Here is a 15741-nt window from a genome sequence, read left to right as displayed (position 1 = left end):
CCCTCGGACCGACGCGACTGAGCGGGTTCCAAGGTCCCGATAAGGCATTGACGCATGGGCTAACCCGGCGTGGTCCGAGGCGTCATCGCAGCGTGGCAGGACTCTCCCGCGCATCGAACGCGCAACAGCCGCCATCAGGATCGTACCTTGTCGATTACCGTGTTCCCACGAATGTAAGCCGACATTCGAGTTGACGCGCCTGATCTCATGCAACACAACCAGTTGCATGAGATGCGACAGCCGAATGTCGGGCGTGCTCCACGTCCTTCTGCACATGGCAGCGTTCGAAGGGGCAGCGACCTCAGAGCGGCTGGCTGCGGTCATGGGTACGAACCCGGTAGTTGTTCGCCGACTCATGGCTGGCTTAAGGGATCTTGGTCTCGTCGGATCTGTGAAGGGCCACGGTGGGGGCTGGAAGCTCGCCTGCGATCTAGACCGCGTGACACTTCGTGACGTCTACGTCGCCCTTGGGTCGCCGGGCATCCTCGCAATGGGTCACCGAAGGGAGGAGCCGACCTGCCTCGTCGAGCAAGCCGTCAATGCCGCGCTCGGCACCGCCTTCGAAGATGTAGAGCGCCTTCTTCTCGAACGATTCAGCGACGTCACCCTCGGCACCCTCAGCGCCGATTTTCGCGCGCGTCTGACCAGTAGCGATTTGTGCGGTCAGGAGAGGCAGCCCGATGTCGCCTAGCACTCAGCGCGAAGTCATGAACTTCATCGCAGCCTTCGACGATCCGCAGGCCGCCGCACACTACGCTGAAGGGCCACGCCGCTTCGTGCCGGGCTACGAGGCGCTTCACCGGATGACCGCCATCCTGCTTGCCGAGGGGACACCGCTCGATGCGCGTGTGTTGGTGCTCGGCGCAGGCGGAGGGCTGGAGTTGAGGGCGCTGGCCAAAGCCCATCCCGCATGGTCCTTCGTGGGAGTCGATCCCGCCCAGGAAATGCTGACCGAGGCGGCGCGGGCGCTCGGGCCATTGATGGAGCGGGTGACTTTGGTTCACGGCTACATCGACGACGCGCCCACCGATCCCTTCGATGCGGCCACCTGCCTTCTGACCTTGCACTTCCTCGAACCGACTGAGCGCAAGGCGACGATCCGCGCGATCCATCAGCGCCTGAAGCCGGGTGCACCTTTTGTTGCAGCGCATGTAAGCTTTCCGCAGACAGAGGACGAGCGGCCGCGCTGGCTCGATCGCTACGAAGCCTATGCGGTTTCATCGGGTGCCGATCCCGAACAAGCCCGGAAGGCGCGCACCGCAGTGAGCGCGCATCTGCCGACCCTTTCACCGGAGCAGGACGCTAACCTCCTGCACCAAGGCGGTTTCTCGGATATCGCCTTGTTCTTCGCGGCTTTCACGTGGCGCGGATGGGTTGCGCGGGCGTGAGCTCAGCTGGCTGCCGAGTATCGTCTCAGGGGCTGGAGTCAGGGCGGGTGACGTAACAGCGGATACTGCTGGATAGCCTCGACTTGGCATCTGCTGATCTCGACTCGTGAAAACACGCAATAATAAGCCACGACTACTGATGCCTGCACCAATTTCGGCGACGCGCCCTGGACATGAACGGTAGCCGGCTTATCGCCCGGCAGCAGACGTTCTGTCGCGGTAAACCGACCGTCCGGAATCGATCTAATGCCGAAGCTCGGAAGGTCCGATCTCAATCGCTTCATATCCACGATCGGACATTGGGTCGGCCTACTTGATGCCAAGCGGCGTCTCCACGTCGGTCGACGGCCGCTGTAGAAATGTTAAACGACCAGTTAACAGGAGAAACGGGTTTGTCGGCCATCGAGCGCCACAACACGAAGCAGGCGGGGACTGGCAAGACCGCCATGGTTTTCGCCCACGGCTTCGGCTGCGACCAGAACATGTGGCGGTGCGTTGCGCCGTCTTTCGAGGACCGCTACCGCACTGTCTTGTTCGACCACGTCGGTGCCGGCGGCTCCGACCTGTCAGCCTATGATCCGACGAAGTACGCCTCGCTTCATGGCTATGCCGACGACGTCGTCGAACTCTCTCGTGCCCTTGGCGTGACGGGCGGCGTCTTCGTCGGCCATTCGGTGAGCGCCATGGTCGGCATCCTCGCTACGAAGAAGGCGCCGGAGCTTTTCGATGCCCTTGTCCTGGTATGTCCGTCGCCGCGGTACATCGACGATGCCGATTACGTCGGTGGCTTCAGCCGGGTGCAGATCGAGGAACTCCTCGATTTCCTCGATAGCAACCACATGGGCTGGTCTCAGGCGATGGCTCCGACCATCATGGGCAACGCGGACCGCCCTGAACTCGGCGGAGAACTCACCAACAGCTTCTGCCGCATGAATCCGGACGTCGCCAAGCGCTTCGCCAGGACCACCTTCCTGGCGGACAACCGGGATGATCTTCAGGGTGTTACCGCTCGCTGCCTCGTCATCCAGTGCTCGGAGGACGTCATCGCGCCTCAGGAGGTCGGGGAGTACGTGCACCGCAACCTCCCGGGAAGTGAACTCGTCCTGCTCGACGCGACGGGGCATTGCCCCAACTTGAGCGCGCCGGAGGCGACGATCGCTGCCATCGAGGCATTCCTCCGAGGACGATGACGTGGAAAAGGTCACGCCCAATACAAGGGCGCAGGACACAGACGATCTCGAAGACCTCTTCGAGAATGCCCCCTGCGGTTATGCCTCGGCTCTGCCGAACGGGCGTCTTTCCAAGGTCAACCGGACCCTCTCGATTTGGACAGGATACAGCGCCGAGCAACTCGTCGGGCGCCGCTTCCTCGACCTCCTGAACATCGCAGGCAAGATCTACTACGAGACCCACTTCGCGCCGCTGCTGCGGATGCAGGGCTTCTTCAACGAGGTCGCCCTCGACCTGGTGCGCGCCGACGGCACGACACTTCCGGTCCTTGTCAACGCGGTGGTTCGGCGTGACGATTCCGACGACATCCGCTTCATCAGGATCACCATCTTCAATGCCTCCGATCGACGGCGCTACGAGCATGATTTGCTCGAGGCCCGGCGCACCGCCGATCAGGCCACTGCAGCGTTGCAGGACCTCAACCTGACGCTAGAGGCACAGGTCGCCAAGAGGACGGCGCAACGCGATCGCGCCTGGCGTCTGTCGCAGGAACTGCTCGTCGTCGCGCTCCCGGACGGTATCTTCGAGAGCGTGAACCCGACCTGGAACGAGCTTCTCGGCTGGCGGGACGAGGAACTCCTCGGCGCCTCTTTCGTGGAGCGAACCCACCCGGACGACCTGGATGCGGCGCAGGCCGCGTTGACGGACATTCTGACCAGGCCGCTGACGGTCCCGCACGAGTCCCGCTTCCGGCACATGGATGGCTCGTATCGTTGGTTCGCCTGGACCGCGTCGTTCGAGGACGGTCGCATCTATGCTTCCGGACGGGACATTACGGTCGAGCGGGAGCAGGCCGACGCCCTCCGCCAATCGCAGAAAATGGAGGCCGTCGGCCAGCTCACCGGCGGCCTAGCACATGACTTCAACAACCTGTTGGCGGGCATCTCCGGCTCTCTCGAGATGATGCAGAACCGCATGCAGCAGGGGCGTTTCCAGGATGTCGAACGCTATGTGGCGGTAGCACAGGGAGCTTCGAAGCGAGCCGCCGCCCTCACCCACCGCCTGCTCGCGTTCTCGCGCCGCCAAACGCTCGATCCCAAGCCCACCGACGTCAACCGGCTCGTCGCAGGCATGCACGAGATGATTCAGCTCACGGTTGGGCCAGGCATTCCTGTCGATGTGGTCGGTGCGTCGGGCCTTTGGCCTGCGCTGGTCGATCCACCGCAGCTTGAGAACGCGCTGCTCAACCTGTGCATCAACGGTCGCGACGCGATGCCGAGCGGCGGGCGCATCACGATCGAGATCGCCAACAGATGGCTCGACGCGCGCGCCGCCCGCAAGCTCGACATGCCAGAGGGGCAGTACCTGTCGCTTTGCGTGACCGACACCGGCACTGGCATGCCGCCAGAAGTGGTCGCGCGCGTATTCGAGCCCTTCTTCACGACAAAGCCTATTGGCGAGGGCACGGGCCTCGGCCTCTCGATGATCTACGGCTTCGCCCAGCAGTCGGGCGGGCAAGTGCGCATCCACTCGAAGGTTGGCCTGGGGAGCACGGTATGCATCTACCTGCCGCGCCACTCCGGCGAGGTCGATGTCGATGATCGAACCGCCAAACTCGCGGTATTGCCCCGGTCCGTGCAGGGCGAGACGGTACTGGTGGTAGACGACGAGCCGTCCGTGCGGATGTTGGTCACAGACATCCTGGAAGACCTCGGCTACACCGCCATCGAGGCAGGCGACAGCGCGGCGGGGCTGAAGGTGCTGCAATCGAACGTGCGCATCGACCTTCTGGTCACAGATGTCGGCTTGCCCGGTGGGATGAACGGGCGCCAGATGGCCGACGCCGCTCGCGTGAGCCGACCGGACCTCCAGGTGCTGTTCGTCACCGGCTATGCAGAAAACGCGTTTCTCGGCAACGGGCACCTCGCTTCCGGCATGGCGGTGCTGACCAAGCCCTTCCCCATTGAGACCATGGCCTCACGCATCCGCTCCATGATCGAGGGCAGCAAGGCGAAGGCGCGGCGTCCCTGACTCGAAGACCGCGACGAGTCGGAGCCGGAACGTTCATCAATGGGCGAGAGGCTGAAGCCTGATTTCCGCCCTTCACGGCTATTCGGAACCTCCTCTAGTCGGTAGGCGGACCGGCTTCGCTCGATCCAGCATATAGTGAACCGACGTGGTGATCAGATCAGAGGCAGTCCATCCTCTCCCATACTCGCCGTCGCCGAGCAGAAAAGTCTGATCTCGACCGGTACGTCGAGTTCCTCGGAACCGGCGCGCACAAGGCGGCCGGTGTCCAGCGCCTCCTGTGCCGTGGTGAGCGGCAGCCAGGCAAGGCCGTGCCCCTCGCCGGCCATCGTCGCCAGCGTCGCTGCGAGATGCGACGTGAAGACGGTCTCGACAGAACCGATGGCCGCTACCGGGCGGACGGCATTCAAGATCCTGCCCAAACCGGACGCCACGCTATAGGCGAGAAGTCGCGTCGGCCCCTTCCCCGATGGCAGTACGGACCAAAGTGGTCTCCCATCGCTGTCGCGCGCGCTGACCGGGACGAGCGTATCGAGCCCGACCTGGATGCTGCAGAAGCGGTCGCCGTGGAGGCGGTTCGGCGCAAAGGGATGGTGATGACAGAGGAGGTAGTCGACCTCACCGCTGAGCATGATCTCCTCGCACGCGTCCATGCTGTCCGAGATCAGGTTCAATGTTCCCAGCCGCTCGAAGCGTACGTGCTCCCGCGCCCATGTCGGGAAGAAGGTGAAGGAGAGGGCGTGCGTTGCCGCAATGGAGAGGGCCGGCTCCTTGCGCCGCCCTGTGTTCTTCGTCGTAGCTCGTGCCGCTGCGAGGCGCTGGGAAAGGTCCTCTGCAAGTGGATGGAAGTGGGCTCCGGCAGGCGTCAGTGCCGCTCCTTGGGCGCTTCGGACGAACAGCGCCGTTCCGATCCAGTCCTCCAGCGCGCGAATGCGTCGGCTGAAGGCCGGTTGTGTCACGTTCCTGGCCTCCGCGGCCCGCGAGAAAACCTTGTGCTCGGCGAGCGCTAGGAAGTCTCTCAGCCACTCCAGGTCCATGTCTATGCCGATCCCGCATGGAATGTGCCGAACACGGCATTGGCCCCCGCCTCACCGTTCGCCTTAGATGAACCCTTGAAGCCTTCCGCGAAAGCGGCGGAGAGAATGATGCGCATCGTCGACGTCTGCGAGATCACTAAGCCGATCGCATCCCCTATCCGGAATGCCTACATCGATTTCTCCAAGATGACCGCCAGCCTTGTTGCGGTCGTGACGGACGTCGTGCGCGATGGCCGACGCGTGATCGGTTACGGATTCAACTCGAACGGCCGCTACGGACAGGGCGGCCTCATCCGCGAGCGGTTCCGCGACCGCATCCTGGAGGCCTCCCCGGAAAGCGTGCTGAACGAGGCGGGCGACAACCTCGATCCTTATCGAATCTGGGCGGCGATGATGCAAAACGAAAAGCCCGGTGGCCACGGTGAACGCTCTGTCGCGGTGGGTACACTCGATATGGCAATCTGGGACGCGACCGCTAAGATTGCCGGCAAGCCGCTATATCGTCTCCTCGCCGAGCAGAACGGCCGCGATGCCGATCCGCGCGTTTTCGTCTACGCCGCAGGCGGCTACTACTATCAGGGTAAGGACGATACCCAATTGCGGGCCGAGATGCGCAGTTACCTCGACCGCGGCTACAACGTCGTAAAAATGAAGATCGGCGGGGCGTCCATCGCCGAGGACCAACGGCGCATCGAGGCTGTCCTCTCGGAGATCGGCTCGGCGGCGCGGCTTGCCGTCGATGCAAATGGGCGCTTCGACCTCAAGACCGGCATCGCCTATGCTGAGATGCTGCGCCAGTACCCGCTGTTTTGGTACGAGGAGGTCGGCGATCCGCTCGACTACGCACTTCAGGCCGCCCTCTCCGAGTTCTATCCTGCCTCCATGGCGACGGGCGAGAACCTGTTCTCGCATCAGGACGCACGCAATCTGCTTCGGTATGGAGGAATGCGTCCTGACCGCGACTGGCTCCAGTTCGACTGTGCGCTATCCTACGGCCTCGTCGAATACCTGCGCACGCTCGACGTCCTCGCCCAGTTTGGCTGGTCGCCGTCGCGCTGCATCCCGCACGGTGGCCACCAGATGTCTTTGAACATCGCGGCCGGACTCGGCCTTGGCGGAAACGAGAGCTATCCAGACCTTTTCCAACCCTATGGCGGCTTCCCGGACAGCGTAACGGTAGAGGACGGGCACATCGTCATGCCCGATCTCCCAGGAATTGGCTTTGAAGGCAAGTCAGACCTGATCAAGGTCATGCGAGAACTTGCCGAGTAGCAGCGAGCTTTGCTTATGGATACAAGCTGAATATTTTCTCGAGACAACAAGGCAACTTCCATTCTTAAGCTCTTTGCGGAAACTAGAAAAGCCTGCATTCGGGCTGCTCACGAGAGAATATCGTTGACCGGGATCGGTGCAGTTTTGCCGGTTCATTTCCGTGCAAAGGACCTCCTCCTGGTAGCGAGGGGCGTGTTCAGCATCTCGTGAACAGACTATGACCGTCGAGTTAGGCTCAGAAGCGCGCACCGTGTAATCGTTGCATCATAAATTGCTTTTTCACTAATATCAAGTTCGCGTAAGAGCTGTTATAATGAAATATTTCCAATATTATCTGAATATGATTTCGCCAATATCAGCCTATCACTTCAGATGTGCCATCTCTGTTATGATACAGTATGCTGCGACGGTGTTGAATGCATTGCGGGGAAAATACCGGAACGTCCACCGGCATAAACTTTATACGCCTCCTGAGCGTTTCACGTGTGGCCATCGACGTGCGAGCTAGTTCTCGCAGTGACGTAGACACCGGTATCTAGGGTGCCCTTATCCGAATAAGGAAGTAACGCAAATAATCATATGATCTTTGCCGACGTTCCCTAGGGCGTAATTCAGGAGTTTTCTGTACTGGTCTATGCACCGTGTCTGAAAGGAACCATGAAATACGGTGCAACGCAGGATGCAATGTATGGCAAGATAATCGGCGGGACCGTGGCGCAACTCATCGAAGTCCCCCTACAGGCAGCTGGACTTTCAGCCATCCACGATGTGCGGCGTTTACACTTGCTGTTTCTCGGCCCCTGTCCTCACTAGCACACCGTGCCTCAGGCCGAACCACTTCTATGGTGGCGGATCACAGCAATGGTACCCTTCCTCGAATGAAGCCAATGAAAAGCAAGTTTTCGAGAGGGTAAACTCGCGCCGGCTGATAGGCCTAGTCCAGTCGTCCAACGCGTCGATTGTTGAGGCTTCCTCCCTCGTACAAAATGCGCGGCTGGCGCTGTATAAAGCTGATGCCGAGGTCGAACCGAGCAGACCCGCTTTTACGGGTCTGCCGTGCCGGATTGGCAGCCTCGAAGTCGATAATGGAGCGGACCGCGCACTTTCGCTCGGAAACGTTGCAGTCAATCCGCATGGTGCCGGGGCGGTGAACATAACGTCGCACGGGCCATTGCCCGATCACCCGCCGCTTCTCATCGATGAGTTGGCCTTGCGTGTAGGTCTTCCCGTAGAACTGCACCTCTGGGCCGTACATGTACGGCACGCCGGTGACGGCAGCGGCGTTGTTCGACGACCAGATCTGGAGGTAGCGCTCCGCGATGTAAGCCGTTCTCTCCCGCATCTGAACGGGACTGAGAGCCATAGCCGGAGAGAGCGTAGCAACGAGGGAGATCGAGAGCAGAGAAAGGCCAGCCTTCAGCATCTATACACCCACGATTGCAGCGAGGAACACTAAGGGCCTCACTTAGTTCCGCCGGCTTGGCTCCTGAAGCCAGCGCATCACGCCCGATTGCTGTGAAGCTGCCTGATTCTCCGATCGCCTACCTGAGTTGGTATTGGCTTCATCCGAATAACGGCCCAAATCGGCATAGACATAGCCGCGCTGCGGATAGGAGGCCGTCCTGTAGCCCTCATCGGCGGACGTCGCATACCGATGTCGGACATTGGGACGTGCCTGCTTGCGATCCGTGGTGCGTCTCTCAGTCGGCCCGATGCCATCATCGACTGCCTCTCTTAGTTTCGTTGATGGAACGCGGACGGCGGCGGACCTAAACACATCCTTCGATCCATCGGCTTGCAGTTTCGCAGGGACGTTACCCTGCAATCTCTGCCGTTCCCCTTGATGACGATCGACCTGCTGCGGCTCGTTTCGAACTGCGCCCGTACCGACGACGACGCGACGTGCGCCCGGGGATTGTAAGAGAGAGGCCTTCTCCCTTTTCCCGACATCGTCCTCAGCTGCCAATCGCTCTCTTTCCAAACGCGGAAGGCTCGTGATGGCCTGCGACAGCCCGGAAGCCAGATCACGCGGTTCTTTGGCTCCCCCAGGGTACGCGCTGTCGTTGAAAACCAGCGATGGCTTCGACGGTTGAGGCACCGAGACTTGAGTGTGTTTTGTCTCTACGACAGGCTTGTCCGGATCGGACCAAGCGCGGGCCGGGACCGTGGAAGGGGAAGCGAGCGTGCCCACGTCTGCCGCCTTTGAAGCTGCGTGAGCGTTGGGCGAGATTCGAGCAGCCGAATAGTTCTCGCTGCGGAGAGACAGGGAGAAGGCGGTCAAGGCGACACCGGCGGCAAAAGCGGCTCCGGCAGCAAGCCAAGTCTTCAGAGCCGCGGACATCGTGAACCCTTCGACACTATGCGGAATACCGAAAGGAACAGACTCGGTTTCGGTTGGTTCCCGCCGCTGACCTGCACTGCCAAGCTTCGCCTCAGCGAACTCTTGGTGATTCTTGAGGAAAACAATCTTTATGGGCTTCGACAGGCCAAACCGTTTCGACAGTTGCCCTCACTCACCGCGCGGACGCGTGCGCTGGCAGGCCTCGCAGTTCGACAGCGTCACAGCCAATGCACCGGTCCGCGCTCTCGCGGGGATGGTACCCGTCGCAACGCTTATCAGGACGGCTTCGCCGATGATGGCGCCGGCGCGAGAAGTCATGCGAGCGCGTCTCGCGCTCGCATGAGCCATGAGTCGCGCCGCGGCAAGATGGGCGGTCTGTTGCGCACCGGCATGGTACCGGCCGCCCGTGTCCTGCAGCACTTCCACCCCTTCCCGTGTCTCCACGTAAATCAAGCCCCCGTTCGCGTGCTCCAACCATCAAGCCTGGAGGTCCGCTTCCATCTCGGGGCAGCGCGCCTTCGCTCAACAAGATTGAGGAGCGCGAGTTCGCCGGCCTTCGTCAGGATGGTCGACTAAGTGGAAAGATCGCTCCGGCGCAGCGAAAATCCCGACCTTTGCAGCCGGCGACCTTGGCATCCCACGAGCCGTCGTCTGGCTCCTCCTGGGCGAGCACGATCTTGCTCAGCCCGATCTGATCGCGCGCTCTTAGCAACGGCTCGACGACGATGATGTGCGTGTCAGGGCGGGGAGTGAAGGCAATTGCGGGCCTGTCCTTCGGCTTTGGCGCGGTTGACGCGATAGGGGCATCGTCCTGCGGGACGAGCGACTCGTCCGCAGACCCTTCAGGCTGAGGGATGGACACCCGCGGCTGCGAACAATTTTCCGCTCAAAGGCGATGTGGTCAGAAGGAGCGTCATCGTGGCCAATGGTTCAAAGGATGTCACACTCGAAAATAAGCCTCACCGGCCTTACGATGATGGCGAAATACCCCGGCGATTGTCATTCCGTTCGAAGGCCGAGTGACAGCCCGTAAGTCGCTCGGCGATCGGTCCGCAGACCTGCAACTATCGGGAGGGTCTGATCCGCTACATTCTGATGATCATATCTGTTCATCATGGTGAAGGCGGAACTGCGATGAACAACAGTCAGTCCAGGCAATTTAAGCAAGCAATCAATCTTTATCGTCAACATAAAAATTAGAACATGAAGTATCGTTTCCAGTTCTGAATTTCGCGTCATAGCAAAGGCTCATGATAAAAACATAAGTTAATATCAAATTCTTAATGATGCTAGCTTGAGAACGTGACATGAGAAGCACTTAAAACACAAAATTCAGAGATTTTTAGTTTGTGTCTGCACAAAATAGCACATTGAGGAGCGAGTGCGTGGTGCCTCGCTGTCGCGATCCTCTTCCGTCGCGAAGCCCCTCCATCGAGCGTCAAGGCAAGCTGCAAAGCCCATGATCCACCAGTTGGTCTACTACAGCCGCAACACCGTGCCCGGCGGTGATCGTGCCATGCTCACGAACCTGCGCGAAATCGTATCGGTCTCTCAGCGAAATAACAGCCGCGACGGCGTTACGGGTTTTCTGATCTTCGATAAAACCTGGTTTATTCAGGTGCTCGAGGGCGAGCGCTCCCAGGTCACCGAGACCTATGCGCGGATCGGACGTGATACCCGGCACAGCAGCGCGACCATCATGAACGTGCGCGATGTTCCAAATCGATTGTTCCCGAATTGGACCATGGGCGGTGCCATGCGCACTCCGGAAGTGCAAGAGGTGTACTTGCAGCATGGCATTGGCGGCGCGATTGATCCGGCCCGTCTCAAGAGTGAACAGATCTTGCGGCTCGCCCTCGACCTGCAAGCGTTCGAACAGGCCAAGCGGCAAGGTCAGCAACTCGCCAGTTAAAGCTTCGATGCGCAGGCGTGGGGATTCGCTATAATTGATGCTCCGGTCCTCCCAGATGTATAGGCTCTCGTCGTCGATAAGTGCCCATACATCCGGCGTAACGTCGGTTCTGCAAAGATGCCGCCCGCGCTGCTGAGGCTATGCGGCTCTTTGGCCGGATGACGTGAAAGCTAAGCACAGGTGTATCGCCAAGCTCCGACTATGGGTAATCCCGCTTAGCTGCAATTGCGCTGACGTTAAGGAGTGCGAAGCCTTCGACGTAAGGCAAAAGCGTACCTGATCCAGCGATTGAGCTCCCTAAGCCAAATCTGTGGCTCAAGGCAGGGGCTGAAGTTCTGAAGGAGGAGTGCGACCTGACGCACCCGCTTGCTCAACCTCCACGAGATCCCCATATCATCCATAATAGAACATATAGGGAACAAGCTGCGCTTTTCAGCGCTCTCGCGGATGATTTGGTATGAGAACGGCAGACAAGCAGATCGCGGATATTCTGGTGCGCTACGGCGAGCCGTTTGGCGGAAATGTCTGGCGCGTGCAGGGCACCGCAGTGATCTATCACAAGACCCTGGAGCGGATCGCTGCTCAGGCCAAGATAACCTTCGATGCGCCGACCATCGTGCGGGCCGAACGTGATGAAGCCGTGATCCTGGTAACGGGCCGCCTTCCGGACCCGACGACCAGTACCGAGCGCGTCGAGTGGTCGATCGGCGAAGCTCTCATCAACGTGAATTACCGCGTGTCGGGCAAGCAGGCGGGGAATGTCTATGCCATGGCCGAGAAGCGGGCCAAGGATCGCGTCATTCTCAAGCTGCTCGAACTGCACGGCCTCGTCTACTCGGAGGAAGAGGCCGACGAGTTCCGGCAGGGTCATCCCGCCGCTGTGCAGGCCGTCGACGACGACTTTGGCGATTCCGATCCGTTCGACGAGGCGACGGAGGCCGAGGCCGACATCAAACGTCGCATCGATGAGATGACGAGTATCGACGCCGTCACCGACCTCATGCTCGATGCCCAGACGCAGCGAATTCTGAGCGAGATGCCGCCGGGAACGCGAGACGAGGTTCGTGACTACGCGAAGACCCGCCTGGTCACACTGGGTTGGCCGCCGAAGAAGCCCCGTCGCCGCGCAGCCTGAACTGACGCCTCCAGGCTTTGCCGATGAACAGGGTGATACGACCGGGAGACCTCAAACCTCATGAGTCTCAGGACCGCTTGGTCGGGACGGTCGAGCGCGTGACGTTCCACAATGCCGAGACCGGCTTCTGCGTATTGAAGGTTCATACGACAGCCCGGCGTGACCTCGTGCCCGTGGTCGGACACGCGCCTGCAATCGCCGCCGGCGAGTGGATCGTCGCGTCCGGCCATTGGTTCACCGACCGTCAACACGGCCTCCAGTTCAAGGCAGAGACTCTCGCGCTGACGACGCCGACCTGCATCGACGGTATTGAGCGTTACCTTGCCTCGGCGCAGATGCGTGGGATCGGCGCCGCCATGGCCAAGCGTATCGTCGCTTTGTTCGGGGAATCGACCTTCGAGGTCATCGAGGCTCAACCCGAGCGTCTGACGGACGTCGAGGGCATCGGCCCCAAACGCGCGCGCCAAATCGTGCGCGGCTGGGCCGAGCAGAAGGCGGTGCGTGACATCATGATTTTCCTGCACGCGCATGGAGTTGGAACAGCGCGGGCAGCTCGTATCTTTCGCACCTATGGCCATCAATCCGTCACCGTGATGACGGAGGATCCTTACCGCCTTGCCCGCGATATCCGCGGCATCGGATTTCGGACAGCAGATGCCATCGCACTGCGCCTTGGGCTCAGCCGGGAGGCGCCTGAGCGTCTGCGGGCGGGAGTGACTTTCGCGCTCCAGACCGCGACCGACGAAGGCCATTGCGCCCTGCCGATCGAGCGCCTCGTCGCACTTGCCAAGACCCTCCTTGAGGTAGCTCCTGAACTCATCCGGATGGCGATCGCCCTGGAATTGCGGGGCGATGCCGTCGTCGCCGATACGATAGCCAACGAGACCTGCCTGTTCTTGAAGGGTCTTCATCGTGCCGAGCGCGCCATCGCCGATCGTCTGATCAACCGGACGTTCGGACCACCGCCCTGGCCGGCGATCGATGCCGAGAGGGCGCTTGATTGGGTGGAGCTACGCACGGGCAAGCGCCTGTCACCTTCGCAGCGCGCAGCGATGGCTACTATGCTCGCGTCCCGGGTCTGTGTACTGACCGGCGGCCCCGGCGTCGGTAAGACGAGCACGCTGGACTCTCTCTTGCGCATTCTCGTTGCCAAGGGTGTGCGCGTCCTTCTCGCCGCACCCACGGGCCGCGCCGCCAAAAGGATGTCGGAGCAAACCGGCCTTGAGGCGAAGACACTCCATCGCCTTCTGGAAGTCGATCCGTCTCGCGGAGGGTTTTCCCGCAACGCCGACAACCCGCTCTCCTGCGACTTACTCGTCGTCGACGAATGCTCAATGATCGACGTGCCGCTGTTGAACGCGCTCCTGAAAGCAGTCCCAGAGCAGTCAGCCCTGCTGCTTGTCGGCGATGTCGATCAACTTCCGCCCGTCGGGCCGGGACAGGTACTGGCCGATGTGATCGCGTCGGAGCGCATCCCGGTAGCAAGGCTAACGGAGGTGTTTCGTCAAGCCGCATCCAGCCAGATCGTCGTCAACGCTCATCGCATCAATCGGGGATTGTTGCCCGAACTTGCCACACCAGAAAACACATCTGATTTCTATGTGATCGAGGTCGATGATCCGGAGTTCGGCTTGACGAGGCTCGTCGAGGTCGTGGCGCGGCGAATTCCGGCTCGCTTCGGGCTTGATCCGATCCGCGACGTGCAGGTGCTGACCCCGATGCTCCGGGGTACCCTGGGCAGCCGTAACCTCAACCATGCGCTACAGGCGGTGCTGAACCCCAGCCCATCCGAGCAAGTGGAACGCTTCGGCTGGCGCTTCGCACCGGGTGACCGGGTGATGGAGACGCAGAACGACTACGTGCGTGACGTGTTCAACGGAGATCTTGGCCATGTCGCTCGCATCGATGCGGACGCCGAGGCGATCATCGTCGCGTTCGACGGCCGCGAGGTCACGTACCCATATGCCGAACTCGATACTCTCGTCCCGGCCTTCGCGACGACCATTCACAAGAGCCAGGGCTCTGAATATCCGGCCGTCGTCATTCCGGTGGTAACGCAACATTACACGATGCTGGCGCGCAACCTCCTCTACACCGCGGTGACGCGCGGTCGGAAGCTGGTTGTGCTGATCGGCCAGCGCCGCGCCATCCGGATGGCTGTTCACGGCGGATTGCGACGAAGCCGATGGACGAAACTGCGCGAATGGCTCGACGTCTTGCCATGAACGAATAGGCCGCCTCAGGTTTCACCAACTTAGATTGACGTTTCGGTTGGCGGGACACCCGGCTCTCTTCCTCCCGCCGCGGCACAATGACGTACGGCAAAAAACTTGTGGAGAACGAAGCATGAACATATCTTCGGTGCATACGATCACCTCCGCTCTCTCCGCCGCTGGTGTGAGCAAGAGATCGACGGCGATTGGCCGGTTCAGACACGCTGCCAGCGCCATGTTCTCGTCGAATGGCGCGGAGCCGCTCCTACAGCGCAGGGCAAACCGGTCGTTCGCCGATGCAGCTCGATACTTCGCCGTTGAGAAAACGGGAGCGCCTATCGCCGTCGTGGAACGTCGCGGACTCGTCGTAGGCCGAATGACGCCGCGGAATCATGAGGAAAGTGAAGAATGTCGAAGCGTCCCGCCTTCACCATCGAAACCCTGCCTTATACCAGCACTCGTCTAGTCTGGCTCAATGGCCGGAAGGTCGCCATCGTATTCCCGCCGATTGAGCCGGGGGGCAGCTACCACCTCTATCCTCACCCTGGCACATTCCGAAGCCTCACCTTCGAGGGTCTTCCAGCTCCGCTGCGACCGGGATTTACGCCATTCGAATCGCTGGATGCCCTTTGCGCGTTTTTAGGCATCAGGTCGAAGGCGAGAACCAGACAAGCTTTGGCCCTGTCAGCCTGAGGACCAGCCTCGGCAAGAAAGCTGCGCAAAACGAGTCCTGTAGATATTACTAGCCTATCATTTATTTGGCTCGCCGGCCGGTATTGGTATGTAGCTCTCGCATGGCGCCGGAAATGGGGAGCCAGATACCTGTCTTCAATGATGCAATAAAAAACCAAAATAATGAAGAACACTAAATGATACAATATTTTTATAGATATTAAGTAAATTTGACATCAATTAATACTAGTGAAATAATTTAATTCATTATTATAATAATGCTCGACTATTTTATTCCGAAATCTTCTTCGATTGCTGACGCTAAGCGATCGTGAATTTCTGCGAATGCAAGCCGTTCCTAGGTTCAAGAGAATGCATCATCGGCGACTTCGATTTAAAGCCGAAAGCCGGCGGATATACTCTTGATGCCGTCCTGGCAGACCGGCGGCGCACATCTTCAAACAGCCACACTTAAGCTTTGGTCGCCTAACGCGTCACTGTTGATTTCCGTTGAGAGTTGACCCGGCGGAGCCCGAAGTTTCCATCGAGAAGTGACCCGTGTCTGAACCCACC

Annotated in this window: 11 protein-coding genes; 8 read left to right on the top strand and 3 right to left on the bottom strand. The window is 60.2% G+C overall.

Features of this window, described 5'->3' with window-relative positions; all coding sequences use genetic code 11:
• Positions 1-226: 226 nt before the first annotated feature.
• The 4 genes from K2Y56_RS01415 to K2Y56_RS01400 all read left to right on the top strand — a co-directional run bounded on the left by K2Y56_RS01415 (position 227) and on the right by K2Y56_RS01400 (position 4589).
• The gene (locus tag K2Y56_RS01415; protein ID WP_292504096.1) at positions 227-691 is read left to right on the top strand and encodes an Rrf2 family transcriptional regulator; all 465 of its coding nucleotides are present in this window, start codon (positions 227-229) and stop codon (positions 689-691) included.
• Complete coding sequence (locus tag K2Y56_RS01410) at positions 681-1388, top strand: class I SAM-dependent methyltransferase (protein WP_292504092.1); 708 nt, start codon at positions 681-683, stop codon at positions 1386-1388. The genes K2Y56_RS01415 and K2Y56_RS01410 overlap by 11 nt, the downstream gene beginning before the upstream one ends.
• Positions 1389-1780: 392 nt before the next feature.
• On the top strand, positions 1781-2578 hold the full coding sequence (locus K2Y56_RS01405; RefSeq protein ID WP_292504090.1) for an alpha/beta hydrolase: 798 nt from the start codon (positions 1781-1783) through the stop codon (positions 2576-2578).
• A 1-nt stretch (position 2579) separates the two neighbouring features.
• Positions 2580-4589, top strand: a complete 2010-nt coding sequence (locus K2Y56_RS01400; RefSeq protein ID WP_292504089.1) for a PAS domain-containing hybrid sensor histidine kinase/response regulator — start codon at positions 2580-2582, stop codon at positions 4587-4589.
• A 152-nt stretch (positions 4590-4741) separates the two neighbouring features.
• On the opposite strand, the gene K2Y56_RS01395 is transcribed toward K2Y56_RS01400, so the two are convergent.
• Positions 4742-5623: a LysR family transcriptional regulator gene (locus K2Y56_RS01395; RefSeq protein ID WP_292504086.1), complete on the bottom strand. Its 882-nt coding sequence runs from the start codon at positions 5621-5623 to the stop codon at positions 4742-4744.
• A gap of 108 nt (positions 5624-5731) precedes the next feature.
• Between K2Y56_RS01395 and K2Y56_RS01390 the strand changes: the two genes are divergently transcribed.
• Positions 5732-6895: a mandelate racemase/muconate lactonizing enzyme family protein gene (locus tag K2Y56_RS01390; protein ID WP_292504099.1), complete on the top strand. Its 1164-nt coding sequence runs from the start codon at positions 5732-5734 to the stop codon at positions 6893-6895.
• 934 nt (positions 6896-7829) lie between these two features.
• Here K2Y56_RS01390 and K2Y56_RS01385 read toward each other — a convergent pair.
• Both K2Y56_RS01385 and K2Y56_RS01380 read right to left on the bottom strand, forming a co-directional pair.
• Entirely contained in the window at positions 7830-8318 is a 489-nt protein-coding gene (locus K2Y56_RS01385; protein WP_292504083.1) for a hypothetical protein, read from the bottom strand.
• A 42-nt stretch (positions 8319-8360) separates the two neighbouring features.
• The gene (locus tag K2Y56_RS01380; RefSeq protein WP_292504081.1) at positions 8361-9236 is read right to left on the bottom strand and encodes a hypothetical protein; all 876 of its coding nucleotides are present in this window, start codon (positions 9234-9236) and stop codon (positions 8361-8363) included.
• Between the two features lie 1459 nt (positions 9237-10695).
• Here K2Y56_RS01380 and K2Y56_RS01375 point away from each other — a divergent pair.
• The 3 genes from K2Y56_RS01375 to K2Y56_RS01365 all read left to right on the top strand — a co-directional run bounded on the left by K2Y56_RS01375 (position 10696) and on the right by K2Y56_RS01365 (position 14508).
• Positions 10696-11148, top strand: a complete 453-nt coding sequence (locus tag K2Y56_RS01375) for a BLUF domain-containing protein (protein ID WP_292504078.1) — start codon at positions 10696-10698, stop codon at positions 11146-11148.
• A 457-nt stretch (positions 11149-11605) separates the two neighbouring features.
• Positions 11606-12283 (top strand): trna delta -isopentenylpyrophosphate transferase, encoded by a 678-nt coding sequence (locus K2Y56_RS01370; RefSeq protein WP_292504077.1) that lies wholly within the window; start codon positions 11606-11608, stop codon positions 12281-12283.
• Positions 12284-12306: 23 nt separating this feature from the next.
• On the top strand, positions 12307-14508 hold the full coding sequence (locus K2Y56_RS01365) for an ATP-dependent RecD-like DNA helicase (protein ID WP_292504075.1): 2202 nt from the start codon (positions 12307-12309) through the stop codon (positions 14506-14508).
• Positions 14509-15741: the final 1233 nt, after the last annotated feature.

Origin of the sequence: Methylobacterium sp. (assembly GCF_019745455.1) — a bacterium.
Taxonomy (GTDB): Bacteria; Pseudomonadota; Alphaproteobacteria; order Rhizobiales; family Beijerinckiaceae; genus Methylobacterium.
The sequence above is the reverse complement of the archived record's forward strand: the minus strand, read 5'-3'. Positions and strand labels throughout refer to the sequence as shown.

Bases quoted from the DNA above. Each gene is read 5' to 3' on its own strand.
- K2Y56_RS01380 (WP_292504081.1), bottom strand. From the start codon at position 9,236: ATGTCCGCGGCTCTGAAGACTTGGCTTGCTGCCGGAGCCGCTTTTGCC.
- K2Y56_RS01375 (WP_292504078.1), top strand. From the start codon at position 10,696: ATGATCCACCAGTTGGTCTACTACAGCCGCAACACCGTGCCCGGCGGT.
- K2Y56_RS01370 (WP_292504077.1), top strand. From the start codon at position 11,606: ATGAGAACGGCAGACAAGCAGATCGCGGATATTCTGGTGCGCTACGGC.
- K2Y56_RS01410 (WP_292504092.1), top strand. From the start codon at position 681: ATGTCGCCTAGCACTCAGCGCGAAGTCATGAACTTCATCGCAGCCTTC.
- K2Y56_RS01385 (WP_292504083.1), bottom strand. From the start codon at position 8,318: ATGCTGAAGGCTGGCCTTTCTCTGCTCTCGATCTCCCTCGTTGCTACG.
- K2Y56_RS01365 (WP_292504075.1), top strand. From the start codon at position 12,307: ATGAACAGGGTGATACGACCGGGAGACCTCAAACCTCATGAGTCTCAG.
- K2Y56_RS01395 (WP_292504086.1), bottom strand. From the start codon at position 5,623: ATGGACCTGGAGTGGCTGAGAGACTTCCTAGCGCTCGCCGAGCACAAG.
- K2Y56_RS01390 (WP_292504099.1), top strand. From the start codon at position 5,732: ATGCGCATCGTCGACGTCTGCGAGATCACTAAGCCGATCGCATCCCCT.
- K2Y56_RS01415 (WP_292504096.1), top strand. From the start codon at position 227: ATGAGATGCGACAGCCGAATGTCGGGCGTGCTCCACGTCCTTCTGCAC.